Raw genomic sequence first — 23,459 nt, forward strand, 5'->3', positions numbered from 1 at the left:
CCTCTCGGGGAGGCGCGGGCCGGAACGAGTGGGAGCGCTCCCACCCCCGCATCCTCCATGGAAAACGGAACACATGTTCACGTCAATACATGGGACGGATCCTCAGCCGCCGCGAGACCGGGACACGGCTCAGCGCCGGCGGAAGAGCCGGCTCAGGCCGAACAGGGCGGCACAGGCGAGGACGACGGCCACCGCGCCCGTCTTGAGCGTCACGGGCGTGTCGGAGCCCTTGCCGTCATCGGACGCGGACGAACTCCCGCCGCCGGAAGGCGACTTGGACCCGCTCTCACCGGGCGCGTCCTCCGCGACCACCGAACTGCCGGTCCCCTCACTGCCGTACATCAGCTTCGTGCCGTCGGCGGAGTAGCTGACGGACTCGCCCTGCCGTTGCAGGGGCACGTCCAGCTGCTCGAGTCGTTTGATCCTGCCGCCGTTCCAGTCGTAGGCGATGCCGCCGAGGTAGCCGCGTACGGCGAGCTGCTTGCCGTCCGGGGAGAGGGCGGCGTCGGTGGCCCACAGGTCGACGGTGGCGATGGGGCGGAAGACGTTCGTGCCGGACGTGGAGAGCTTGGCGGGACCCTCGTAGAGGTGTCCGCCGTCCTCGTTCTTGTCGACGATGTAGGCGCGGCCGGTCTTGGGGTGGACGACGAGCGACTCGGCGTCCCGGGCGCCGTCCGAGTACTTCACGACGTACTGCTTCGCCCGGATCGTCTGGTCCTTCAGCTCCTTGGGCTCGGGCAGCCGGTAGATCCACACGTAGGACCAGGAGCCGCCGAGGTTGTCGCCGATGTCCCCGACGTAGATCTGGTTGTTCGGCCCGATGGAGATGGCCTCCACGTCCCGCGGCCGGCCCACGCCGGTCATGGTGACCCGCGCGACCGTCTTCCCGGTGGCGCTGTCGACGGCGTACAGGTACGGGCCGTCGTCGCTGTCGTTGTGCGTCCAGTAGATCCCGGGGTGGAGGTGGGAGGCGGCCAGTCCGCTCGACTCGGTGACGCGGGAGTCCTCGATGGTGAATCCGTCGTCGCCGGAGGCGGAGGGAGCGGCGGTGGCGGGCCCGGCGCCCGTCAGGACGACAAGAGCGGCGGCCGAGATCGCCCCGAGGAATGCGCGCATGACGTCCAGCTTGCCATCCCCGGGTTGTGAAGCCGGAGTGGACACCGCGTGCCCGCCCGACGCGTGGGCAGCCTCACATCCCAACTCCCCTGCTGATCGTCCATCATGAGCGGATGCTCAGGTTCATGCCCGTCGGAGACTCCATGACGATCGGCAGCGCGGGCGAGCACACATGGCGGTACCGCATGTGGCAGCACCTGCGCGCGACGTACCGCGCCCCGTTCGAGGTGGTCGGTCCCCGCGAGACGCTGTACGACAAGGCGACGCAGGGGCCGACGTCGTACGAGTACGCCGACCCGGACTTCCCCCGCGCCCACCTGGCGGGCTGGGGCGAGGGCTGGCTGCACATGGCCCCGGCCATCCGCGAGTCGGTCCGCTCCTGCCGGGCCGACGTGCTGCTGGTCTCCCTGGGGCTGATCGACCTGGGCTTCTACACGAACGCCGAGCAGACGGCCGCCAACGCGCGGGAGTTCGTCACCGAGGCCCGCGCCGCGAACCCGCATGTCCGCGTCGTCCTCCTCCCGGTGATCCCCAATGTGCGCGCCGAGGCCGACGCGCCCTTCGCCGCGGAGGTCGCCCGCTTCAACGAGCTGCTGGCGAAGACGGCGGCGAACCTGGACGATCCGACGTCACCCCTGCTGATGGCCTCGATCCCGGAGTCGTACGACATCCACACCGACACCTACGACGGCACCCACCCCAACGCGAACGGCGAGCACAAACTGGCGGCGGCGTTCGCGGGGGCGATGCACCAGGCATGGGGGATCGGCGGGGAGTACGGGGAGCCGACGGGATCCGCGAGTCACCCGGCACCGGGCCGCACATGGGGGCGCGGGTCGTCCCACCGCGCCGTTCGGAGGTGACCGGCCCGGGAGCGCTGTGGCATATGCCAAGAGACCCGTGTCCTGGTCACCGTGCGTATCGTTGTACTGCTCGGCGGCGCTCATCCACGGGCCGCCGGGGAGGAGTGCCAAGATGACCCTCCTCGAAGACAGGATCATGATGGCCGACGCGAACACCCAGCGCCTGGACGAGTGGTTCGAGCGGCTGGAGCACATGCCCGTCCCCGAAGGATTCAGGGTCGAGATCGTCGGGGGCAGCGTCTTCATGACACCGCAGAGGGACACTCACTGGGAGATCATCCGCCACTTCCTCTGGGCCCTCGAAGACAGATTCGGGAGGAAGGTCAAGGTCTTCTCTGACGTCCGCGTCGACTTCCCGGGCCACCAGAACGGCTTCTGCCCGGACATCGCCCTGCTCAAGGACTCGGCCAAGCCGGATGACAAGGGCCGCTGGCGATATCAGGACGTCGAGTTCGTCGCCGAGGTCATCTCCGACGGAACGGCCCACAACGACTACGGCCCGAAGAAGCTCGCCTACGCGGAGGCCGGAGTGCCGGTCTATGTCGTCGCCGACCCCTACCAGGGGCGGTGCTACGTCTACACCGACCCCAAGGAAGGTGACTACGAACAGCGGACGCCGGTGGACTTCGGCACCGACATCGACCTGACCGGCACGGTGGTCGACCTCACCCTCAGGACCGACGACTTCCCCCGCGACTGACCCCCCTTGCGTAGAGCGCACTCCAAGCCGTTGGCTAGGCGGTCATGAAGTACACGCAGCTCGGACGCACCGGACTCAAGGTCAGCCGACTCGTCCTCGGGACGATGAACTTCGGACCGCAGACTGACGAAGCGGACAGTCACGCGATCATGGATGCGGCGCTGGACGCCGGCATCAACTTCTTCGACACGGCCAACGTGTATGGGTGGGGCGAGAACAAGGGCCGCACCGAGAGCATCATCGGAAGCTGGTTCGACAAGGGCGGCGACCGGCGCGACAAGGTCGTGCTCGCCACGAAGGTGTACGGGAACATGGCCGCCGACGGGCAGGCCTGGCCCAACCACGACAAGCTCTCCGCGCTGAACATCCGTCGGGCCGTCGACGCCAGCCTCAAGCGGCTGAAGACGGACTACATCGACGTGTACCAGTTCCACCACGTCGACCGGAACACTCCCTTCGAGGAGATCTGGCAGGCCATCGACGTCCTGGTGCAGCAGGGGAAGATCCTCTACGTCGGGTCCAGCAACTTCCCCGGTTACAAGATCGCGCAGGCCAACGAGATCGCCGCGCGGCGGGGCGGGACCATCGGGCTCGTGAGTGAGCAGTGCCTGTACAACCTGGCCGAGCGGCGGGCCGAGATGGAGGTCGTCCCGGCCGCGCAGGAGTACGGGCTCGGCGTCATCCCGTGGTCGCCACTGCACGGTGGACTGCTGGGTGGCGTGCTGAAGAAGCAGGCCGAGGGCGGCCGCCGCGCCTCCGGGCGCTCCGCCGACGCGCTCGCCAACAGCTCCGTACGGGCGCAGGTGCAGGCGTACGAGGACCTGCTCGACAAGCACGGGCTCCAGCCGGGCGAGGCCGCGCTGGCCTGGCTGCTGACCCGGCCCGGCGTCACCGGGCCGATCGTCGGGCCGCGTACCGCCGAGCAGTTGGAGGGCGCCGTGCGCGCGGTCGAGCTGGAGCTGAGCGAGGAGCTGCTCGCCGGGCTCGACGAGATCTTCCCGGGCCCGGGGCCGTCGCCGGAGGCGTTCGCCTGGTAACCCCGGGTGCGATCTGAGGGGCGCGGGGAACTGCGCGATCGGCCCACCACGGTCCGCACCGGACCGACGACGTGCGGTTCCCGGCCCTCCCTCGGCCCTACTTACCGAGCACCGCCGCCAACGCCACAGCGACGAACATCAGTACAAGCACACCGGCCATGATCCGGTTCCGGGTTTTCGGGTCCACGTATCGAGCCTAACCGGCGGTGCCGAGCGGCCAGCGGGCGACCGCCTCGTAGCGGGGCTGCTCGCCCGGCACCCCGGACGTCGGCAGGTCGCTGCGGACCAGATGCAGCTCCCGGACGGTCCAGGTGGTGCCGGTGAAGGGGTGGAGGGCCTCGACGTACGGCCGCACGGGGAAGGCGTCCCTGCTGCGGGCCACCGTCAGGTGGGGCCTGTACTTGCGGTGCTCCCCCATCGGGATGCCCGCCTTGCGCGCCGCCGCCTCCGACCGGTCGGCCAGCAGGCGCAGGGTGTCCAGGTCGCCGTGCGCCCCCGCCCACAGGGCCCGGCCGTGGCCGAACTGGCCGCCTCCCCGGACGGCGAGGGGGAAGACGGGGGTGCGGTGGGCGGCCCGTTCGAGGCGGGCCGACAGGTCGGGTACGACGGCGTCGTCGACCTCGCCGTAGAACGCGAGGGTGAAGTGCCAGCCCGGGCGGCCCGTCCAGCGCAGGCCGGCCGCGCCGGGCAGCTCCTTCAGTTCGGCGATCTTCGCGGCCAGTTCGTCGGTCACATCGGTCGGCGGAAGCACGGCGGCGAAGAGTCTCATGGGCTCACCCTGCCACGCGCCCCGCGCGGTCACGCGACTGTCGCGAGCCGCTCCCGCTCCTCGGGTTCACGGGGGACGAAGCGGACGTGCGGGTGGCCGCGGTTCCAGCCGACCGACAGGCGCAGTCCGCCCATCCGGGCCAGGATCAGGCCGATCGTCACGGCCGCGGCCGCCGAGATCGCGCCGCCCGCCGCCAGGCCCACCCGGACCCCGTACGCGTCCGTGAGCCAGCCCGCGATCGGGGCGCCGACGGGTGAGCCGCCCATGAACACCATCATGTAGAGGGCCATCACCCGGCCCCGCATGGCGGGGTCGGTGGACATCTGGACGCTGGTGTTCGCGGTGACGTTGACCGTCATGCCGAACATGCCGATGGGGGCCATGAGCAGCGCGAACAGCCAGAGCGAGGGGGCGGCCGCCGCGACCAGCTCCATCGCGCCGAACGCGAGCGCCCCCGCGATCAGCACCCGCATCTTGGCCGTGCCGCGGCGGGCCGCGAGCAGGGCGCCCGCGAGGGAGCCGATCGCCATCAGGGTGTTGAAGAGGCTGTAGGAGCCGGCACCGGCGTGGAAGACGTCGTCGGCGAAGGCCGAGAGGTAGACGGGGAAGTTGAAGCCGAAGGTGCCGATGAACCCGACCAGGACGATCGTCCAGATCAGCTCGGGGCGCCCGGCGACATAGTGCAGGCCCTCACGCAGCTGGCCCTTGCCGCGCGGGGCGCGCTCGACGATGTGCAGCTCGCGGCCGCGCATCATCAGCAGGCCGGCGATGGGCGCGACGAAGGACAGTCCGTTGGCGAGGAACGCCCAGCCGGTGCCCACGCCGGTGATCATCAGGCCGGCGACGGCGGGGCCGACGAGGCGTGCGGACTGGAAGTTCGCGGAGTTCAGGCTGACCGCGTTCTGGAGCTGGTCGGGGCCGACCATCTCGCTGACGAAGGACTGCCGGGCCGGGTTGTCGACGACCGTGGCGAGACCCACCGCGAAGGCGGCGAGGTAGACGTGCCAGACCTGGACGTGACCGGACAGGGTCAGCACCGCGAGCGCGATACCGGTGAGCGCCATCGCCGTCTGGGTGAAGAGGAGGGTGCGGCGCTTGGGCAGGCGGTCGACGAGGACACCGCCGTAGAGACCGAAGAGCAGCATCGGCAGGAACTGCAGGGCCGTCGTGACGCCGACGGCCGTGGAGGAGCCGGTGAGGCTGAGGACCAGCCAGTCCTGGGCGATGCGCTGCATCCAGGTGCCGGTGTTCGAGACGACCTGGCCGGCGAAGAAGAGGCGGTAGTTGCGGATCCTCAGCGAGCTGAACATCGAGGACTTGCGAGAGCGGGCGGGCGGGGAATCGTAGGTGTCAGGTGCGGGGGCGGAAGCTGCTCCGGGTCCCGAACTCAAAGTGAGTTCGCCTCCTCTTCCTTTGCTCGTACTGCGGTTCGTACTGCCCTTTACAGGTGTGCCAGCTTCTCCAGGACGGGTGCGGCGGCGCGCAGGGTCGCCCACTCGTCCTCGTCGAGGCCGTCGGCGAGGGAGGCCAGGAAGGCGTTGCGCTTGCGGCGGCTCTCCTCGAGCATCGCCTCGGCCTGCTCCGTCTTGGTGACGACCTTCTGCCGTCGGTCCTCGGGGTGTGGCTCCAGACGGACCAGGCCCTTGGCCTCGAGCAGCGCCACGATGCGGGTCATCGAGGGCGGCTGGACGTGTTCCTTGCGGGCGAGTTCGCCGGGTGTGGCGCTGCCGCAGAGGGAGAGGGTGCCGAGCACCGACATCTCGGTGGGGCTGAGCGACTCGTCGACCCGCTGGTGCTTGAGTCGGCGTGACAGTCGCATCACGGCTGATCGAAGGGAGTTCACGGCGGCCACATCGTCGCCATGGGTGAGGTCCGGCATGTTCTTTAGCGTAACTCATTACTCTCGCTAAAGACCACCGGGGACACGCGGGACCGCAGTGAAACCGGCCACTGGGCCGCACTATCACTCATCCGGGTGACACCACTGCGGAACGTGACGCGCTGCCCCGAGGCGTGCCGCGACCCTCTGTTCATGGGGACCAGCGTGCTCAGCCTGCGAATAGACCACGATCTGCTGGAGCGGCTCCGGGAACACGCCGCCAGAAGAGGAATGAGCGTCCAGGACTATGTCGTCCGGACGCTCATTCGCGATGACTTCGACGAGCGGTTCCAGACCGCCGTCGAGGAGACGGAGAAGTTCTACGGGATCGCCTGATCCCGTGTCGGGTCCGTCAGGTCAGGCCCAGGGCCGGCATCAGGTAGTAGAAGGCGAACACCGCCGCCACCACGTACATCGCGGCCGGGATCTCCTTGCTCCGGCCCGCCGCCAGGCGCAGCACGACGAAGGTGATGAAGCCCATGCCGATGCCGTTGGTGATCGAGTAGGTGAACGGCATCATCACCATCGTCACGAAGGCCGGGACGGCGATCGTGTGGTCCGCCCAGTCGATCTCCTTGACCGAGCCGGCCAGGATCAGGAAGCCGACCGCGAGCAGGGCCGGGGTGGCGGCCTGGGACGGGACCATTGTGGCGACGGGGGTCAGGAAGAGCGCGACGCCGAACAGCGCGCCGGTGACGACGTTCGCGAGGCCCGTGCGGGCCCCCTCGCCGACACCGGCCGTGGACTCCACGAAGCAGGTGGTGGCCGAGGAGGAACTGGCGCCACCGGCGGCCACGGCGATGCCGTCGACGAAGAGGACCTTGTTGATGCCGGGCATCTGGCCCTGGGCGTCGGTCAGCTTGGCCTCGTCACTGACGCCCATGATCGTGCCCATGGCGTCGAAGAAGCAGGACAGCAGCACGGTGAAGACGAAGAGGACGCCGGTCAGGACGCCGACCTTGTCGAAGCCGCCGAACAGGCTGACCTTGCCGATGAGGCCGAAGTCGGGGCTGGCGACCGGGTTGCCGGGCCACTTCGGGGTCGTCAGGCCCCAGGACGGCACCTTGGCGACGGCGTTGATGACCACGGCCAGGACCGTCATCGCGACGATCGAGATGAGGATCGCGCCGGAGACCTTGCGGACGATGAGCGCGAGGGTGAGCAGGGTGCCCAGGATGAAGACGAGCACCGGCCAGCCGGTGAGGTGGCCGTCGGCGCCGAGCTGGAGCGGGACGGTGGTGTGGGCGGCGTCCGGAATGCGGGAGACGAAGCCGGAGTCGACGAGCCCGATCAGCATGATGAACAGGCCGATGCCGATGGCGATCGCCTTGCGCAGGCCGTAGGGGACGGCGTTCATGACGCGCTCGCGCAGACCGGTGGCGACGAGCAGCATCACGACGAAGCCGGCCAGGACCACCATGCCCATGGCGTCCGGCCAGGACATCCGGGGGGCCAGCTGGAGCGCGACGACGGAGTTGACGCCGAGGCCGGCGGCGAGGGCGATCGGAACGTTGCCGACGACGCCCATGAGCAGCGTGGTGAACGCCGCGGTCACGGCCGTGGCGGTGACCAACTGGCCGTTGTCCAGCTGATGCCCGTACATGTCCTTCGCGCTGCCGAGGATGATCGGGTTCAGCACGATGATGTACGCCATCGCGAAGAAGGTGGCGAGACCGCCGCGGACCTCGCGGGCGAGGGTGCTTCCCCGCTCGGAGATCTTGAAGTAGCGGTCGAGTGCGCCGTACGCGGACGAGCCGCCCGGCTGTTCGGGCGCGGGAACCTTGGCGGGGGCCGAGGTGGGCATGCGTGACCTCATCACCATCGGACTTCCCTCAGGCGCCGTTGGCGTTTCATACGAACAGGAGTGACTGGAAACAAACTGTTTCAGTATGAACATATGAGTCGGGCACCGCCATCTCCGCGCGTAGATGTGACCTCCTCGTAAGCTGTCCCCATGGCGAAGTGGACACCACAGCACGAGGCGCCGGAGCCCCTGGAGGGCCCCGTGGTCGCCACCATCACCGGCGGCACGATCGTCTGGTTCGCCCTCTTCCTGGTCCAGCTCCCCTTCTACGGCTGGTTCGACGACCACGACCACCTGTGGTGGCTGTGGACCTGCCTGGCCGGGGGCGGGCTCGGGCTGATCGGCGTGTACTACGTCCGCAGGCGGGACGCGGCGATCAAGCGGGACGCGACACGGAAGTCGGCCGTCGAGTAGCCCCGCGTACTACCACCGCAGGACTTCCGTCCTCCCCTGGTCGGATCTTCCGCCCACTCGGCGGGTGAAGGCCCAAATCCGCACGTACCGTCGAATGCATGACGCATATCGACGCCGGAGCGGAACTCGACCCTGTGCACCCCGTGCCGGTCCCCGTCGGCCCGGCGACGGGGCTGACGGCCGCCGAGGTCGCGGAGCGCGTCGCACGCGGGCAGGTCAACGACGTGCCGGTGCGCAGCAGCCGGTCCACCGCCGAGATCGTCCGCGCCAACGTCTTCACCCGGTTCAACGCGATCATCGGCGTCCTCTGGCTGATCATGATGTTCGTCGCACCGTTCCAGGACAGCCTCTTCGGCTACGTGATCCTCGCCAACACCGGCATCGGCATCGTCCAGGAGTGGCGCGCGAAGAAGACCCTGGACTCGCTCGCCGTGATCGGGGAGGCCCGCCCGACCGTACGGCGGGACGGCACCGCCGCCGAGGTCGCCACCGGTGACATCGTCCTGGACGACCTCATCGAGATCGGCCCCGGCGGCAAGGTCGTCGTCGACGGCGTCTGCGTCGAGGCGGACGGCCTCGAGATCGACGAGTCGCTGCTCACCGGCGAGGCCGACCCCGTCGTCAAGCACCCCGGCGACCAGGTGATGTCCGGCAGTTTCGTCGTCGCCGGCGGCGGAGCCTTCAAGGCCACGAAGGTCGGCCGCGAGGCCTACGCCGCCCAGCTCGCCGAGGAGGCGTCCCGCTTCACCCTCGTCCAGTCCGAGCTGCGCACCGGCATCTCCACGATCCTCAAGTACGTGACGTGGATGATGGTCCCGGCGGCGATCGGCCTGGTCATCACCCAGCTGTTCGTGAAGGACAACGACCTCAAGGACTCCGTCGCCCGCACCGTCGGCGGTATCGTCCCCATGGTCCCCGAGGGGCTCGTCCTGCTCACCTCCGTCGCCTTCGCGATCGGCGTGATCCGGCTCGGCCGTCAGCAGTGCCTCGTGCAGGAGCTGCCCGCCATCGAGGGCCTCGCCCGCGTCGACACCGTCTGCCTCGACAAGACCGGCACCCTCACCGAGGGCGGCATGGACGTCACCGAGGTGCGCCTGCTCAACGGCAGCGACGAGTCGTACGTACGGAAGGTGCTCGGGGCGCTCGGCGAGTCCGATCCGCGGCCCAACGCCTCCCTCCAGGCGATCGTCGACGCCTACCCCGACGCCGAGGACTGGCGCTGCACCGAGTCCCTGCCGTTCTCCTCCGCCCGCAAGTACAGCGGCGCCACCTTCAGCGAGGGCGACGGTCAGAGCAGTACGTGGCTGCTGGGGGCCCCCGACGTCCTGCTCGCCGACGACGATCCCGCCCTCCACGAGACCGACCGGCTCAACGAGCAGGGCCTGCGGGTGCTGCTGCTCGCCCGTGCCCGCCACGACCTCGCCGATCCCACCGTCGGCGACGGAGCGCGGGCCGCCGCCCTGGTCGTACTGGAGCAGCGGCTGCGGCCGGACGCCGCCGACACCCTGCGCTACTTCGCCGAGCAGGACGTCCACGCCAAGGTCGTCTCCGGCGACAACGCGGTGTCGGTCGGCGCCGTCGCCGGCAAGCTGGGGCTCTCCGGCGAAACGGTGGACGCGCGCCGGCTCCCCGCCGACCAGGACGGGATGGGCAAGGCCCTCGACGGCGCGACGGTGTTCGGGCGGGTCACCCCGCAGCAGAAGCGGGACATGGTGGGCGCCCTGCAGTCGCGCGGGCACACGGTCGCCATGACCGGCGACGGTGTCAACGACGTCCTCGCCCTGAAGGACGCCGACATCGGCGTCTCGATGGGCTCGGGCTCCGAGGCCACCCGCGCCGTCGCGCAGATCGTGCTGCTCGACAACAGCTTCGCCACCCTGCCGTCGGTGGTGGCGGAGGGGCGACGGGTCATCGGGAACATCACCCGGGTGGCCACGCTGTTCCTGGTGAAGACGGTCTACTCGGTGCTGCTGGCCCTGCTGGTGGTGTGCTGGCGAGTGGAGTACCCGTTCCTGCCCCGGCACCTGACGCTGCTGTCCACCCTCACCATCGGCGTCCCCGCCTTCTTCCTGGCCCTCGCCCCGAACAAGGAACGGGCCAGGCCCCACTTCGTCCGGCGGGTGATGCGGTACTCCGTCCCGGGCGGGGTGGTGGCCGGTGCCGCGACCTTCGTGACGTATCTGCTGGCCCGGCACCACTACACCGGCAGCGGCGCGCTGGACGCGGAGACCAGCGCGGCGACGCTGACGCTGTTCCTGATCTCGATGTGGGTACTGGCGATCATCGCCCGTCCCTACACCTGGTGGCGGATCGCGCTGGTCGCCGCGATGGGCGTGGCATTCCTGTGTGTGCTGATGGTGCCGGGGTTGCAGCACTTCTTCGCGCTGAAGCTGGTCGGGGTGGCGATGCCGTGGATCGCGGTGGGCATCGCGGTGGTGGCGGCGGCCGCCCTGGAAGTGGTGTGGAAGTGGGTCGACCGCCGCTTTCCCGACTAGGCCTCAAGCCTCTGTGGCCCGTGCTCGACTACTTGACGTCGACGTAGTCGCCCGCGGCGCTGACCGCGGGGGTGGTCGTGGTCCCGGCGAAGCTGTAGCGCCAGTAGCCGTCGACCGACGCCGTGGCGGTGGTCTTCAGGTTGCCGTAGGAGTCGGTCTTGATGGTCTTGAGCGTGGTGTACGTGCTCGTGCCCGCCTTGCGGAACTGGAGCTTGACGTACTGGCCGGTGTAGCCGTGGTACGCGTTGTCCTCCCAGTTGGCACGGGACAGCTTGCCAGTGATCGTGACGGTCTTGCCCTTGGTGACGGGCTCGGGGCCGGCGTTGACCGTCAGCTTGGAGTAGCGCTGGACCTTGGTGGTGCCGAGGCCGCCCTGGGTCTTGGTGTCGCCGTTCTGGGTGACGGCGAGGCCGCCCGCGTTCCACGTGCCGGCGTCGGAGTTGTACAGGTCGCCGTCGGCGGGGCGGATGGAGACGGTGCCCTTGCAGCTGAGGGTGGTGGACGACGTGACGGTGCAGGTCGCCGGGTCGTCGCTGATGATCTCGTTGTCCGGGCTGGTCACCGAGGTGCCGTGGTAGATCAGCGGACCGCTGGCGAAGTTGTCCTCGCTGACGTCCATCCCGGACGGGTGGGTCAGGGTGTAGGTCACCGGGAAACTGACGACGTTGGTGGTGCCGACGACGATGTTCTTGCCGTTGTTGACCTTCATGTTGGAGAAGGTGACGTCGAGCGTGGCGGTGGCGGTGGCCGGACCGTCGGCGGTGGCGGCGCCGAAGGCGGCCTTGCCGGAGGAGGCGTCGGCGGCCTGCGCGGCCGGCACGACGAGTGCGGTGAGGGCCAGGGCGCCGGTGACGGCGGCCACGGTGGCACGAATGCGCATGTGCGTTCCCCAGGGGGAGAAGTGAAGTGGAGTCTGTTGACTCACTTGCTTCAGATCCGCCGCCGGGGGGTCGGGTTGTAGGGGTGGATCATTATTTTGTCCGCGCATGCACAAGCTTTGGCATTCATATGACGAAACACGACGCCGGTCCCGGAAGGTCCGGAACCGGCGCGGTGCGGGTCTGTTTTATCGCACGTCGACGAAGTCACCCGCGGTGGTGATCGCCGGCGTGGTCGAGGTGCCGGCGAAGCTGTAGCGGAAGTAGCCGTCGGTGGACGCCGTGACGGTGGTGCTCAGGTTGCCCGTCGAGTTCGTCTTGATGGTCTTCAGCGTGCTGTAGGTGTTGCTGCCCGCCTTGCGGAACTGCAGCTTGACCGGCTGGCTGGTGTAGCCGTGGTACTTGAAGTCCTCCCAGTTGGCGCGGGCCAGCTTGCCCGTGATCGTGATGGTCCGGCCCTTGCGCACCGGCTCGGGCGAGGCGTTGACCGTGAGGGTCGAGTTGCGCTGGACCTTGGCGGTCTTGTAAGCGTCGCGGATGATGTAGTCGCCGTCGTTGCCGACGGCAGCGACCCACACCTTCCAGGTGCCGGCCTGGAAGTTGCGGAAGATGTTCGTGCCCGGGTCGGCGACGAGCGTCACCTTGCAGGTCGCGGTGGTGGCGCTGGAGTGGGTGCAGCTGCCGACCTGCTCCTCGTCCAGGTTCGCAGGCTCGATCGCCCCGTCGACATTTTCGATGTCCTGACCGTGCCACAGGACAGGGAAGGCGTCGTAGATGCCCTCGGGGTCGGTGGCCGTCACGGAGACGGTGAAGGACTTCTTCGCGGTGGTGCCCACGACGATGTTCTTGCCGCCGTTGACGGTCACGCTCGTGACCCTGGTGTCACCCTCGGATTCGTCCAACGGAGCTGCGGCGACGGACGGCGTGGCCTTCGAGCTGGACGGGACCAACGAGGCCAGGTTCGGCTTGTGCCCGTCGGCCTGCGCGACCGGAATGGCGAAGGCAGACAGAGCCAGGGCGCCGGTGACGGCGGCGACGGTGGCACGAATGCGCATGTTCCCCCCACTGTGAGGGGCCCCGCCGGTCGTCGTTCGCACGACTCGTGATCACGTCGAGGCCCGGATGATCGCGGAGTCCGTTGACTCCGATGTGTCAGATACATGACGGGGGCGAGAGGTTGTACGGGACGTGAAGATTTTGTGGACTGGTCTTTACGGTGCACCTGACTGCACGGCGACAAAGGGAGGCAAGTGAACGACAGAGAACTGATCGAGCGGATCCAGGCCAGACCGGGGCTCTACGGCCTGAACGGCACCTACTACCCGACGGTCACCTTCCTCGGCGGATACGACCTCGGTCGTATCCGGCGTGCTGTTGCAGGGGTTCACCGAGTGGCTTGTCGCGCGCAAGGGCGAGCAGACCAGTCTCGGCCGGCGGGCCCTCGTTCTTGAGGAGGCCTTTCCTGACCCAGGCGTCCGGCGCTGGACTGGTCTGACCGAAGACAGCAACAGCCCGCTGTCGACCACCTGTTCACTCTCCTGCTCGACTTCCTGGCCGAGCGGGGCGCTGACTAGGCGACATACGGTGGCCGCCCCCGGACCCCTCCCGGGGGCGGCCATTCGGTTTCGGTCGGCCTCAGTCGAACCAGCGGTCCCGCGCCAACTCCCCCGTCCTGGACGGGTCCTCCAGCAGTGCCGCCACCTCGAAGCGGCGGGGCCACTGGCCGGCCGCCCAGGCGAGGCCCGCGGCCACGCCCTCCAGGGTGGCGGCGTGCAGGACGCCGTCGTTCGTGAGGCGCCAGTCGATCTCGACGCCGTCCACGACGAGTTCCTCGTGTTCGACGTACGAGGACGGGGTCCGCGGGCCCAGCAGGACCCGTACCGAATCCGGTACGTCGTGCTCGGTGCCCTCGGACGTGACCTCGCCGGTGACGGACTCGCTGAGCCGCCGTACCTGGAACAGCTCGGCCAACTCGGCGGCCCGGGAGGGGCGGACCGGCAGCAGGGCGACGCCGGATGTGAACGGCAGCAGGTCGGGTGAGTCGACGACCACCGCGTCGGCCGCGTCCACGACCTCCACGCGCCCGTCGACCACGGCCCGCAACTCCTCCGGCAGGGTCACCTGTTCGGGGTCCAGCTCGGCCAGCGCGCCGTAGAGGCCGTGCAGTTGGGCGGCGGTGACGGGACGCTCCGGGTCGGCGAGGCGTTCGAGGAGTTCGGCGGCGCCGCCGGGCTCGTCGAGCAGCGCGGCCACGGAGGTGCGCACGCCGAGCGCCCGGAGTACCTGCTCGTCGTCGAAACCGGTGGCGTCGGCCTCTTCGTAGAGACCGTGCAGGAGAGGGTCGCCTCCCGCGGCGAGGAGACCGGCGGGGCGGCGGCCGTCGAGGACCGGGTGACCGCGCAGCCACCATGCCGTGTACGGGCGTACGACCTCGTGCGTGCCGTCGGGGAGCAGGATGCGCACGGGCTGGGTGAGGGCGTCCCGCAGGGGCGGCTGGGCCAGCAGGGCCAGGGCCTCGGGCCAGCGGTCGTCGTCGACGAGGTCGAGGTCGCGCACGGCGACCAGTTCCGTCGCCACCGGCGGTACGGGTGTGTCCGGGAACCGGTCGAGGATGTCCTCGCACCACACGTCCACCGCGTCCAGGAGGCCCGCGTCGTCGGGCTCGGCGAAGTCGCCCTCCCGGGGCTCCAGTTCGTCCGGGTCGAGGACGACATCGGTGGCCCGTACCAGGGCGAAGTCGGCGAGCACACCGCAGGCGGCCAGCGGCTGTTCGCCCCACTTCTCGGCCAGCTCGGCGTCCACGGCGGCGAGTTCGTCCTCGCGGATGACCTGGGCGAAGGGGCTGCCGGGCAGGACGAGTTCACCGGCCGGGGACAGCTCCCCGTCCTCGTCGGGCAGGGCGAGGGCACCCAGCCAGGGCTCGTCCCCGGGTTCGAGGCCCGCGTCCCGGACCAGGGCGAGGACGGTGTCCGCCAGCTCCTCGGCGTCCGGGGCGTCCTCCTCCCAGCTCACCGCGCCGTCGTCGTCGAGGGAGGCGGCGACGGCCGCGCGCACCTGCGGGGTGGTGAGGACGGCACGCGGGGTCGCGGGCAGCGCGCCGAGCTTCTCCAGGAGCGGATGGGCGGCGTCCGGGTGGGCGACCTTGAGGCCGAGCCGGGCGAGGACCTCCGGGTCGAGCCGGGCCGCGTCCGGGGTGGGCAGCAGGACCTGCCGGGGCCCGATCGTGGTCCGCCCGTCGGCCAGGGGCACCGGCAGCCCGGAGAGCCGGTCCGGGTCGACCCCCGCGAGGCTCTCGTAGAGCCGGTGCCACCACTCCGGGGCCTTCTCCAGCCCGGCCAGCCGGTCGATCGCGTCGGTGAGCGGAACGCGGGCGACACCCAGCGTGCGCAGCTCCACCCGGCGTTCCAGACCGGCGGGCAGCAGGGTGGGAAGTACCTCGGCGAGGACCCGTACGGTGCCCGCGTTGGCGCCCTCGACGACCTCGGCGTCCCGGGGCCGCAACGACTCCGGCAGGTCGTCGTCCTCGTCCTTGCCCGGCTCCACGGCCGGCGGCAGGAACGAGGTGCGCGGCAGCCGCTCCAGGATCGCCTGGCGCAGCGTGCCGTCCAGCTCTCCCTTGCCCAGCGGACCGGGGACGAGGTCGATGATCCCGACGGTCACCGGCCGCCAGCCGGCGAGGAGCTCGGCGTACGCGTCCGCCGCCTGCCGCACCAGGAAGTCGGTCAGCGGGCCGGGCGCGGCGTGGCGCCGGGTGGTGTCCAGCGGGAAGGATCCGATGAGCAGCGCGGGCACGCCGAGGGGCTCGTCGCTGGGGGTCGGGGCGTGCACGACGGGGCTGGTGGTGGGCCGGACGGGGCTGCCGTCGGAGTCCACGGGCACGGCCCAGGTGACCGCCCAGTGGGGCCGCAGCCGCTCCTCGACGGGCCGGTCGGCGAGGAGGTCGGGGGTGAGTTCCCCGTGCGCGGCGGCGGTACGCCAGTACGTGATCCCGTCCCGCGAGTCGTCCACGACCGTGAACGCGCCGTCGGTACGGCGGGTGATGGTGCGGGGGTTGCCGTCGCCGACCTCGACAACGACCTCCTCCAGCCCCGGGAGGGCGAGGAGCAGGGCGTCGTCGACGGAGTTGAGCAGGCGTTCGGCGAGGTCGGCGGCCGCGGTGTCGCGCAGCGGGAGGATGACGACCGTGTCGTACGACTCGGGGGCGCTGCCCTCGGCGGCGAACGGCAGCCGCAGCAGCGGTACGTGTCCGTCGCGGCGGCGGATCTCGTCACCGAGGCCGGGGCTGTGCCGGGCGGTGTCGGCGGCGAGCGCGCGGGCCTCGGCGAGGGACCAGCGGACGCCACCGTGCCGCCCGATGACGGCGGGTTCGTCGGTGACGGCGAGGACGGCGGCGAAACCGACACCGAACCGGCCGACCGCGCCGACCGCGCCCTGGTCGGTGTTCCTCTTGGCCGAGGCGCGGAGGGTGGCGAGTGATTCGACGCCGGCCGCGTCGAGGGGGGCACCGGTATTGGCGGCGACGAGGACGCCGTCGCGCAGGGTCAGCCGGAGCCGTCCGGGCACCCCGGCCCTGGCGGCCGCGTCGGCGGCGTTCTGAGCGAGCTCGACCACGAGCCGGTCCCGGTACCCCCCGAGGACCAGATCCTCCTCGGCGTTGGCGTCCTCGCGGAAGCGCGCGGGGCTGGTGGCCCAGGCGTCCAGCACTCCTCGCCGCAGCCGTGCCGTCCCGAACGGATCGGCCCCCTCGGCCGCAGGCCGCACGAACTTGCTCACGTTCACTCTCCTCATCGGCGTGGGACGAAGGTACCGCCCACACGACCAGGACGCGCCGCCCGCCCGCCGTCACCGGCCCCGATGGAAGAGAGCCGTCCGTCAGCCCCGGGCCGCGTACGTCACGAAGTCCGCCCAAACGGTCCGGGTGAGCGCGAGCCGGGGCCCCTCGACGTGCTTGGAGTCGCGGACGTGGACGGTGGCGGGGGCGGCGGCGATCTCGACACAGGAGTCGCCTTCGCTACTGCTGCTGTAACTGCTCTTGAACCACGCCAGGTCCGAGGCGCCCCCGGCCGAGGACTTGCGGATCATGATTCCCCCAGCAGTTGCTCGATGAAGACCGTCGACTCACGCGGAGTGAGAGCCTGCGCCCGGATAATGCCGTAGCGCAGCTCCAGAATACGGAGATGCCTCGGCTCGGACACCGGTCGGCCATTGACCAACGCCGGCGAACGCCCCACGGCTGAGCCGTCCTCGAACTTCAGCACCTCGATGCCACCCGCCAGGCCCGCGTGCTCCTCACGGTCCATCGGCATCACCTGGAGCTCGACGTTCCTCAGCTGTGCCGCCTCCAGCAGGTGCTCCAGCTGACGCCGCAGGACCGCCTTGCCGCCGAGCGGGCGTCGAAGCGTCCACTCCTCCAGGACGAAGCTGATCTCAGGCGCCGGGTCCCGTTCGAAGACGGTCTTGCGGGCCACGCGCGCGGCGATGAACCGCTCCACCTCGTCCCCGGTGTACGCGGGGCGCCTCATCAGGAGTAGGGCGTGGGCGTACTCCGGCGTCTGGAGCAGCCCGTGGATGTTCAGCGGGTCGTACAGCTGGAGTTCGACCGCCTTGGCCTCCGACTGCGCGAGGTCCCGCACTTTCTTTGGATACCGGACCTTCTTCACGTCCTCCTTCATCGCGGCGAGCAGTCCACCCGCCCCCAGGACGTCGTCGGCCCTGTCCAGATACTCGGGGCGGGGGATCCGCTTCCCGCCCTCGATCTTGTAGACGAGGTCCTCGCCGTATCCGACCGCCTCCCCGAACTCGGCGGCCCGCATCCCCTTCGCCTCCCGCCGCAGCTTCAGTTGCCGCCCCACGGTCGCGACGACCGCCACGCCCCAGTCGTCCTCCGGGTCCACCTCCCAGCCAGGCTCGTCCGCCTCGCTCCGGAGCCGCCCCACGTCCGCCTGCACCGACATCCCGCCCACCCTTCATCACTCTGCGCATCGAAGCCGTCACTGTTCACGGTAGGTGCCCGGCGCCACGCTGTGTGACGAGACGGGCAAGTTCACCGCCGGAGCGCACGAACGCGGGCTTCGGTGCCGTCGGCTGTCTCCCCAAAGAAACACGGGAGAGAAAGAACCCGACCAAGCCCCACCCCTCCCGCCCGCCGCGCAAACTCACTCGCCCGAGTGAACATCGCCAACTCGGCTGGATATGGGCCTGGTTCGCTGCCCTACGCTCAGCGCGACACGCGACATCAGCAGCACAACCCCAGACATGAGACGGCCCCCGCCGGGACGGCAATCCCAGTGCGAGGGCCTGACCACCGAGGAAGAGACAGAGGCTTCCCGATGGATACGCAAAACCCTAGCGCGCCCGCATGCGCCGATTCCGGCAGTCCGGTCAAGCACCACCCGGACCGGCGGCACCCGCACTCCGGCGTCGTCCACGACAACACCCGCCACACCACCCGCTTCACGGTGGTCGGCAACCACCTCGCCCAGCACCCGGAGCTGTCACTCCTCGCGATCGGACTGGCCGTCCACATCCAGTCCCTGCCCGCCGGGGCTCGCGTCGACATCAAGACGCTCGCCGCCCGCTTCCCCGAGGGGCCGACCCGTATCGGCGCCGCCCTGCGGGAACTGGAGGCCCACGGCTACCTCCGGCGAACCCGCGAGCGCGTCCCCGGAGGCCGCATCGTCACCCGCACGGTCTCCTGCAACCAGCCGGGCCGCCGGGGCGAGCCGCCCGACAGCCCCAGGACGCCCGCCCGACGCCCGGCTCCGGACACCCGCGCTCCTCGCAAGAAGCTCCCACCGGTCCCACAGCCCTCCGCCCTCTCCCCCGCCCTCCTCCGGACAGCCGCCGACCTCCTCGCGGGCCTCCGCCGCCACGACCCCCGGCTCCTCCTCTCCGCCACCGACGCGGACCACCTGGCCCCCGGTGTCGCCGCCTGGCTGGAACGAGACCTCACCCCCACGGCCGTACGCGACGCCCTCACCGCGGCCCTTCCACAGGGCGACCGCCTACGACGGCCGGCCGCCCTCCTGGCCCACCGCCTCACGGCCCAACTACCGCCCCCACCCCCGTTCCGCGCCCCGGCCCCACCCGCGACCGTCCGCCACCCCCTCCACAACTGCGACGGCTGCGACCGCGCCTTCCGCGCCCCCGAGCCGGGGAGATGCGCCGACTGCCGACACGCCACGCACACCTGATTCGAGGCCCCACATGGTCAGCTCGTCCCACGAAGCGATGCACCGCATCTTCCAGCAGGACCCCGGGCTCTTCAGCCGCGTCTCAGACGTCCTCGGGCTCACCATTCCCGCGCCCGTCACGGTCACCGTCCTGCCCACCGACCTCACCGAGACGAGTCCCGTCGAACGCCGGGTGGACACGCTCCTGCGCCTTCAGACCGCCGAGCACGACGCGTTCCTCCTCGCCGTCGAGGCACAGGGCAAGAAGGACCCGGACAAACCGGCGAACTGGGCCTACTACACCTCGTACCTGTGGACGAAGTACCGGCTGCCCACCGCGCTCGTCGTCGTGTGCCAGGACCGGTCCACCGCCGAGTGGGCTCAGCGGCCGGTGACCAGCGGGCCTCCCCAGCTGCCCACTCTCACCCTGCGGCCCGTCGTCCTGGGGCCGCACAACATGCCGGTCATCACCGACCCGGCCGAGGCCCGCGCCGACCTCGCGCTCGCCACTCTCTCGGCCATCACCCACGCGGCAGACCCGGACATCGCTGCCATACTGAAGGCACTCTCCGCCGCCCTGCGGGACGCACCCCAGGATCTGTCGATCATCCTTGCCGAACTCACCGCGCAGGGCTTGGGCAAGCGCCCGGCCGCGCAACAGTGGAGGAACCTGATGGCCGCCGACCTCTCCTTCTTCAAGTCCCCCATCTCCGAGGAGATCCGCGACGAAGGCCGGACCGAGGGCCGCGCCCAGGGCCGCGCCCAGGGCCGCGCCCAGGGCCGCGCCGAGGACATCCTGCGGCTGCTGGAACGGCGGGGCGTGGACGTGCCCGGCGAGGCGCGTGAGCACATCACCACCTGCGACGACCTCGACACACTCGGCCGCTGGTTCGACCGCGCCATCACCGCCACCACCACGGAAGAGCTCTTCATCGACTAGCTCTTCCAGCCGCTGCCCCTACGAGTGCCCCAGCTCCGCCCCGTCCTCGTCCGCGACCGCCGGCACCGACCCCGAGTCCGTCGCCGGACGCAGCGGGAACGGGTCCACCCTCGTCTCGTCGATCACCGGCGGAGCCGGGCGCGGGGGCGTCGGCATGACCGCTGCCTCGGAGTGGCCGCCGCAGCCGTACGCGAGGGACACCACGCGCCCGTCGGCCGGGGAGAACTCGTTCGCGCAGACGCCGAAGGCCTGGCTGAGGGAGCCCCCGACGGTAACCAGGAACGCGCAGCTCGCGCAGGACGCCGGCGCCGCCTGGGCCATCGGCGTCTTCGCACCGAACGCCTCCTCCCAGCGGTCCGCCGCGATGTGCAGGCCGTACCGGGACAGCACCCGCGCCCGCCGCAGGCCGAGTTCCTCGGCGACCGCCGCGATCGACCCGCGGGACGGCGTCGTCGCGAGGTCCGCCGGCGGTCCCGCCGTCACCTCCGCGTCCTCCGCCTCCACCAGGTCCGCCATCTCGTGGGAGACGGCCGAGTTCGGCGCCGGCTCGTCCTCCCCGGTGTAGCCGGGTTCGAGGCGCAGATCCTCCGCGTCGGTGGGCAGCAGGTCGCCGGGGCCCATGTCGCCGGGGCGCAGCCGCTCGCTCCACGGCACCCACTCCGGCGCGAGCACGGCGTCGGGGCCGGGGAGCAGGACCACCTCGTCCAGAGTGACGATCTTGGCTCGGGAGGCGCGGGCCACCGTGGCCGCCCACCGCCAGCCGCGATACCCGAGTTCCTTGCACTCGAAGAAGTGCGTGACCACGCGATCGCCCTCGGACACCAGCCCCACATGCTCGCCGACGACGCCGGGCGCCGCGGCCTCCTCGGCTGCGGCGCGGGCGAGGTCGACGGCCTCGGCGCACAGGCGGTCGGGGGTGCGGCTTCGCGTTGTCGCTGCGCTCACAGGTATCGCTTCTCTCCTACGCCGTCTCTCGGTGCGCCGGCCTGAAGGCGGCGGGTGCGAACGGAGCGGACCGGGGGACCGCGTCGACGTCCGCGCCCGATCGCGCTCGGGCACGCCTGCTGTCATCCATTCTGCGGGATGTCCGGGAGGCGCGCGGCCGAGAACGATCGCCACGGCGCGCTACGCACGCTACCTGCTCGCCGCCGCTCGGCCTACACCGACGGGCTACTTCATCGCTCGCCGGAGACCCTCGTGCCGCTTCCCGCCGCATTTGTGCGCCGCGCTCCCGGAGGGAAACACTCCCGTACCTCCAGGACCAGACCCCCCAAACCTACGAAACCACACCCCCCATAGGCGCGCTGACCGCACTACGCGCGCCCATCTCGGGGCACTATGACGGAGTGGCAGCCGCGAAGACACCCCAGGGCGCCACCGGACTCGGTGGGGACAAGGGGTACAAGGGGAGCAGCCGGGGCAGCGCCTCGGGCCGGGTCGGTGGCACCGTCCGGGCGCTGGGGCGTGCCCTGCACTTCCCGCTGACCGGCACCGCCCGGGGGATCCGCAAGGCGACCCACGCGCACGGCGCCGGGGAGTCCGGTCTCGGCAAGCTGATCGAACTGCACGCGGTGAACGGCGCCGGCGACGTGATGATCACGGTCGCGCTCGCCTCCACCGTCTTCTTCTCCGTCCCCACCGACGAGGCTCGCGGCCGGGTCGCGCTCTACCTCGCGATCACCATGGCGCCGTTCACGGTCCTCGCACCGGTGATCGGCCCCCTCCTCGACCGGCTGCCGCACGGCCGCCGCGCCGCGATGGCGGGCGCCATGTTCGCCCGGGCGCTGCTCGCGCTGGTCCTGTCGGGTGCGGTGATCACCGGCGGCATCGAGCTGTATCCGGCCGCGCTCGGCGTGCTGGTCGCGTCGAAGGCGTACGGGGTGGTGAGAAGCGCGGTCGTGCCGCGGCTGCTGCCACCGCGCTTCTCCCTCGTGAAGGCCAACTCGCGGGTCACGCTGGGCGGGCTGCTGGCCACCGGGGTGGCCGCGCCGGTGGGCGCCGGGCTCCAGGCGATCGGCCCGCGCTGGCCGCTCTACGGCGCCTTCGTGATCTTCATCGCGGGTACGTTCCTGTCGTTCTCCCTGCCGCCGAAGGTCGACTCGGCCAAGGGCGAGGACACCGCCCTGCTCGCGGCGGACGAGCGGCACCTGCACGGCCCGCACCGGCAGCCCGTCAAGCGGCCGGGCCTGCGGACGGTCGGCATCGCCGTCACGCACGCCCTGGGCGCCAACGCGGGGCTGCGCTGTCTGTCGGGCTTCCTGATCTTCTTCCTCGCGTTCCTGCTGCGCGAGCATCCGCTGACCGGTCAGAGCGCGGCCGTGTCGCTGGGCATGGTGGCGGTCGCGGCGGGCGCGGGCAACGCGCTGGGTACGGCGGTGGGGGCCTGGGTGCGGGCCCGGAGACCGGAGATCATCATCGTGACGGTGGTCGCCGTGGTGCTGGGCGCGGCGACCATAGCGGCGGTCTTCTTCGGCGCGTTCCTGGTGGCGTGCCTGGCGGCGGTCGCCGGGTTCGCGCAGGCGCTGGCCAAGCTGTCCCTGGACGCGCTGATCCAGCGGGACGTGCCCGAGCCGGTGCGTACGTCGGCGTTCGCGCGCTCCGAGACGCTGCTTCAGGTGGCGTGGGTGCTGGGCGGCGCGATCGGCATCGTGATGCCGCTGAACGGCACGCTGGGCCTGGCGGTGGGTGCCGGCATCGTGGCCGTCGCGTGGCTTGCGACGGCGCGGGGGCTGCTGAGCTCGGCCCGGCACGGTGGGGCGTCGCCGACCCGCGTGGCGTAGGACTCGGCGATGACACACAGCGACGCCGTACCCCACGTGGGGAGGGGGCTGGACGTGCCCGATAACCTTCGGCCATGACCTCGATGCCCCGCAGCGGAGCTGCTGATGTACACGGCGTTGTACGACGCCGCCGCGCCGTCGCCGCCGCCGGCGCCGTTTCCGCCGGACTGCTCGTTCTGTCGGCCTGTGACAAGCCGACTCCGCTGTCCACGATCACGGTCGGCCGCTCCTCGGTGAGCGAAGAGGCCACCTGCGGTGGCCAGGGTGACGCCCTGACCGCGGCGGACCTGGCGAAGTGCCTCAAGGACTCCGACGTCAAGTCCATCTCCGTCGACCCGGACGAGACCGTGCGCATCGGTGTCGACCCGGACGTGGCGGAGAAGCGCTGGACGATCCTGATGAACGGTCAGCAGCTGACCGAGGACAGCGACAAGACGTACCGCGAGATCCCGGGCAGCGTCTTCTTCAACGCCCAGTACGGCGCCCAGGGCAACTCCACCCTGCTGTCCATCCGCGCCGGTGACGGCAAGAAGCAGAGCCAGAGCGTCACGGGGCTGTGGTCCTTCAAGCTCAAGAAGGAAGACTGATCGCTGCCGCTGGGCTTCGCGTGCT

The 23,459-nt window shown here is 70.6% G+C and carries 21 protein-coding genes; 10 read left to right on the forward strand and 11 right to left on the reverse strand.

The genetic code is table 11. The features are described 5' to 3' along the window. Positions 1–129: 129 nt before the first annotated feature. Entirely contained in the window at positions 130–1,116 is a 987-nt protein-coding gene (locus tag IG99_RS04565; protein WP_037670033.1) for a hypothetical protein, read from the reverse strand. 113 nt (positions 1,117–1,229) lie between these two features. Here IG99_RS04565 and IG99_RS04570 point away from each other — a divergent pair, with 113 nt between their 5' ends. The 3 genes from IG99_RS04570 to IG99_RS04580 all read left to right on the forward strand — a co-directional run bounded on the left by IG99_RS04570 (position 1,230) and on the right by IG99_RS04580 (position 3,716). Next, positions 1,230–1,979, forward strand: coding sequence for an SGNH/GDSL hydrolase family protein (locus tag IG99_RS04570; protein ID WP_037670034.1), 750 nt, complete (start codon positions 1,230–1,232; stop codon positions 1,977–1,979). A gap of 112 nt (positions 1,980–2,091) precedes the next feature. Beyond that, positions 2,092–2,679 carry a Uma2 family endonuclease gene (locus IG99_RS04575; protein WP_037670037.1) on the forward strand — a complete coding sequence of 196 codons (588 nt, stop codon included), beginning with the start codon at positions 2,092–2,094 and terminating at the stop codon, positions 2,677–2,679. 44 nt (positions 2,680–2,723) lie between these two features. Continuing rightward, a complete protein-coding gene (locus IG99_RS04580; protein WP_037670038.1) occupies positions 2,724–3,716 on the forward strand; it encodes an aldo/keto reductase in 993 nt (330 codons plus the stop codon). Between the two features lie 196 nt (positions 3,717–3,912). On the opposite strand, the gene thpR is transcribed toward IG99_RS04580, so the two are convergent. The 3 genes from thpR to IG99_RS04595 form a co-directional block, all read right to left on the reverse strand. Continuing rightward, a complete protein-coding gene (gene thpR, locus IG99_RS04585) occupies positions 3,913–4,485 on the reverse strand; it encodes an RNA 2',3'-cyclic phosphodiesterase (protein ID WP_037670242.1) in 573 nt (190 codons plus the stop codon). Between the two features lie 29 nt (positions 4,486–4,514). Further along, a complete protein-coding gene (locus IG99_RS04590) occupies positions 4,515–5,795 on the reverse strand; it encodes an MFS transporter (protein WP_037670040.1) in 1,281 nt (426 codons plus the stop codon). A gap of 131 nt (positions 5,796–5,926) precedes the next feature. Beyond that, a complete protein-coding gene (locus IG99_RS04595; RefSeq protein WP_037670042.1) occupies positions 5,927–6,364 on the reverse strand; it encodes a MarR family winged helix-turn-helix transcriptional regulator in 438 nt (145 codons plus the stop codon). A gap of 153 nt (positions 6,365–6,517) precedes the next feature. On the opposite strand from IG99_RS04595, the gene IG99_RS04600 reads away from it, so the two are divergent. Beyond that, a complete protein-coding gene (locus IG99_RS04600; RefSeq protein ID WP_037670244.1) occupies positions 6,518–6,700 on the forward strand; it encodes a ribbon-helix-helix protein, CopG family in 183 nt (60 codons plus the stop codon). A gap of 16 nt (positions 6,701–6,716) precedes the next feature. On the opposite strand, the gene IG99_RS04605 is transcribed toward IG99_RS04600, so the two are convergent. Further along, a complete protein-coding gene (locus IG99_RS04605) occupies positions 6,717–8,168 on the reverse strand; it encodes an NCS2 family permease (RefSeq protein WP_037670045.1) in 1,452 nt (483 codons plus the stop codon). A gap of 150 nt (positions 8,169–8,318) precedes the next feature. Between IG99_RS04605 and IG99_RS04610 the strand changes: the two genes are divergently transcribed. Then, positions 8,319–8,582 carry a DUF2530 domain-containing protein gene (locus IG99_RS04610; RefSeq protein ID WP_037670046.1) on the forward strand — a complete coding sequence of 88 codons (264 nt, stop codon included), beginning with the start codon at positions 8,319–8,321 and terminating at the stop codon, positions 8,580–8,582. A gap of 98 nt (positions 8,583–8,680) precedes the next feature. Beyond that, complete coding sequence (locus IG99_RS04615; RefSeq protein ID WP_037670048.1) at positions 8,681–11,077, forward strand: HAD-IC family P-type ATPase; 2,397 nt, start codon at positions 8,681–8,683, stop codon at positions 11,075–11,077. A gap of 28 nt (positions 11,078–11,105) precedes the next feature. Here the strand turns inward: IG99_RS04615 and IG99_RS04620 are convergent, their stop codons facing one another. The 5 genes from IG99_RS04620 to IG99_RS04640 form a co-directional block, all read right to left on the reverse strand. After that, positions 11,106–11,957: a hypothetical protein gene (locus tag IG99_RS04620; protein WP_037670050.1), complete on the reverse strand. Its 852-nt coding sequence runs from the start codon at positions 11,955–11,957 to the stop codon at positions 11,106–11,108. A 186-nt stretch (positions 11,958–12,143) separates the two neighbouring features. Further along, complete coding sequence (locus IG99_RS04625) at positions 12,144–13,010, reverse strand: hypothetical protein (RefSeq protein WP_037670052.1); 867 nt, start codon at positions 13,008–13,010, stop codon at positions 12,144–12,146. Positions 13,011–13,590: 580 nt separating this feature from the next. After that, complete coding sequence (locus IG99_RS04630) at positions 13,591–16,728, reverse strand: sacsin N-terminal ATP-binding-like domain-containing protein (protein ID WP_037670246.1); 3,138 nt, start codon at positions 16,726–16,728, stop codon at positions 13,591–13,593. Between the two features lie 99 nt (positions 16,729–16,827). Further along, a complete protein-coding gene (locus IG99_RS04635; protein WP_037670053.1) occupies positions 16,828–17,037 on the reverse strand; it encodes a DUF397 domain-containing protein in 210 nt (69 codons plus the stop codon). Then, positions 17,034–17,909: a helix-turn-helix domain-containing protein gene (locus IG99_RS04640; RefSeq protein ID WP_037670054.1), complete on the reverse strand. Its 876-nt coding sequence runs from the start codon at positions 17,907–17,909 to the stop codon at positions 17,034–17,036. Before IG99_RS04640 ends, IG99_RS04635 begins: the two co-directional genes overlap by 4 nt. A gap of 375 nt (positions 17,910–18,284) precedes the next feature. Here IG99_RS04640 and IG99_RS04645 point away from each other — a divergent pair, with 375 nt between their 5' ends. After that, on the forward strand, positions 18,285–19,148 hold the full coding sequence (locus IG99_RS04645; RefSeq protein WP_037670055.1) for a helix-turn-helix domain-containing protein: 864 nt from the start codon (positions 18,285–18,287) through the stop codon (positions 19,146–19,148). A 13-nt stretch (positions 19,149–19,161) separates the two neighbouring features. Next, positions 19,162–20,067 (forward strand): RpnC/YadD family protein, encoded by a 906-nt coding sequence (locus IG99_RS04650; protein WP_037670057.1) that lies wholly within the window; start codon positions 19,162–19,164, stop codon positions 20,065–20,067. A gap of 18 nt (positions 20,068–20,085) precedes the next feature. Here IG99_RS04650 and IG99_RS04655 read toward each other — a convergent pair whose 3' ends face one another. Then, positions 20,086–21,012, reverse strand: a complete 927-nt coding sequence (locus tag IG99_RS04655; protein ID WP_037670060.1) for a DUF3027 domain-containing protein — start codon at positions 21,010–21,012, stop codon at positions 20,086–20,088. A gap of 401 nt (positions 21,013–21,413) precedes the next feature. Between IG99_RS04655 and IG99_RS04660 the strand changes: the two genes are divergently transcribed. Both IG99_RS04660 and IG99_RS04665 read left to right on the forward strand, forming a co-directional pair. After that, entirely contained in the window at positions 21,414–22,847 is a 1,434-nt protein-coding gene (locus IG99_RS04660) for an MFS transporter (RefSeq protein ID WP_037670061.1), read from the forward strand. Positions 22,848–22,921: 74 nt separating this feature from the next. Beyond that, a complete protein-coding gene (locus tag IG99_RS04665) occupies positions 22,922–23,434 on the forward strand; it encodes a hypothetical protein (RefSeq protein ID WP_037670064.1) in 513 nt (170 codons plus the stop codon). Positions 23,435–23,459: the final 25 nt, after the last annotated feature.

The organism is Streptomyces griseus subsp. griseus (genome assembly GCF_000720255.1).
GTDB classification, from domain to species: Bacteria; Actinomycetota; Actinomycetes; order Streptomycetales; family Streptomycetaceae; genus Streptomyces; species Streptomyces griseus_I.

What these genes read in the sequence shown, in the direction of transcription:
- IG99_RS04565 (WP_037670033.1), bottom strand. Translation starts at nt 1,116, where the DNA reads ATGCGCGCATTCCTCGGGGCGATCTCGGCCGCCGCTCTTGTCGTCCTG.
- IG99_RS04570 (WP_037670034.1), top strand. Translation starts at nt 1,230, where the DNA reads ATGCTCAGGTTCATGCCCGTCGGAGACTCCATGACGATCGGCAGCGCG.
- IG99_RS04575 (WP_037670037.1), top strand. Translation starts at nt 2,092, where the DNA reads ATGACCCTCCTCGAAGACAGGATCATGATGGCCGACGCGAACACCCAG.
- IG99_RS04580 (WP_037670038.1), top strand. Translation starts at nt 2,724, where the DNA reads ATGAAGTACACGCAGCTCGGACGCACCGGACTCAAGGTCAGCCGACTC.
- thpR (WP_037670242.1), bottom strand. Translation starts at nt 4,485, where the DNA reads ATGAGACTCTTCGCCGCCGTGCTTCCGCCGACCGATGTGACCGACGAA.
- IG99_RS04590 (WP_037670040.1), bottom strand. Translation starts at nt 5,795, where the DNA reads ATGTTCAGCTCGCTGAGGATCCGCAACTACCGCCTCTTCTTCGCCGGC.
- IG99_RS04595 (WP_037670042.1), bottom strand. Translation starts at nt 6,364, where the DNA reads ATGCCGGACCTCACCCATGGCGACGATGTGGCCGCCGTGAACTCCCTT.
- IG99_RS04600 (WP_037670244.1), top strand. Translation starts at nt 6,518, where the DNA reads ATGGGGACCAGCGTGCTCAGCCTGCGAATAGACCACGATCTGCTGGAG.
- IG99_RS04605 (WP_037670045.1), bottom strand. Translation starts at nt 8,168, where the DNA reads ATGCCCACCTCGGCCCCCGCCAAGGTTCCCGCGCCCGAACAGCCGGGC.
- IG99_RS04610 (WP_037670046.1), top strand. Translation starts at nt 8,319, where the DNA reads ATGGCGAAGTGGACACCACAGCACGAGGCGCCGGAGCCCCTGGAGGGC.
- IG99_RS04615 (WP_037670048.1), top strand. Translation starts at nt 8,681, where the DNA reads ATGACGCATATCGACGCCGGAGCGGAACTCGACCCTGTGCACCCCGTG.
- IG99_RS04620 (WP_037670050.1), bottom strand. Translation starts at nt 11,957, where the DNA reads ATGCGCATTCGTGCCACCGTGGCCGCCGTCACCGGCGCCCTGGCCCTC.
- IG99_RS04625 (WP_037670052.1), bottom strand. Translation starts at nt 13,010, where the DNA reads ATGCGCATTCGTGCCACCGTCGCCGCCGTCACCGGCGCCCTGGCTCTG.
- IG99_RS04635 (WP_037670053.1), bottom strand. Translation starts at nt 17,037, where the DNA reads ATGATCCGCAAGTCCTCGGCCGGGGGCGCCTCGGACCTGGCGTGGTTC.
- IG99_RS04640 (WP_037670054.1), bottom strand. Translation starts at nt 17,909, where the DNA reads ATGTCGGTGCAGGCGGACGTGGGGCGGCTCCGGAGCGAGGCGGACGAG.
- IG99_RS04645 (WP_037670055.1), top strand. Translation starts at nt 18,285, where the DNA reads ATGGATACGCAAAACCCTAGCGCGCCCGCATGCGCCGATTCCGGCAGT.
- IG99_RS04650 (WP_037670057.1), top strand. Translation starts at nt 19,162, where the DNA reads ATGGTCAGCTCGTCCCACGAAGCGATGCACCGCATCTTCCAGCAGGAC.
- IG99_RS04665 (WP_037670064.1), top strand. Translation starts at nt 22,922, where the DNA reads ATGACCTCGATGCCCCGCAGCGGAGCTGCTGATGTACACGGCGTTGTA.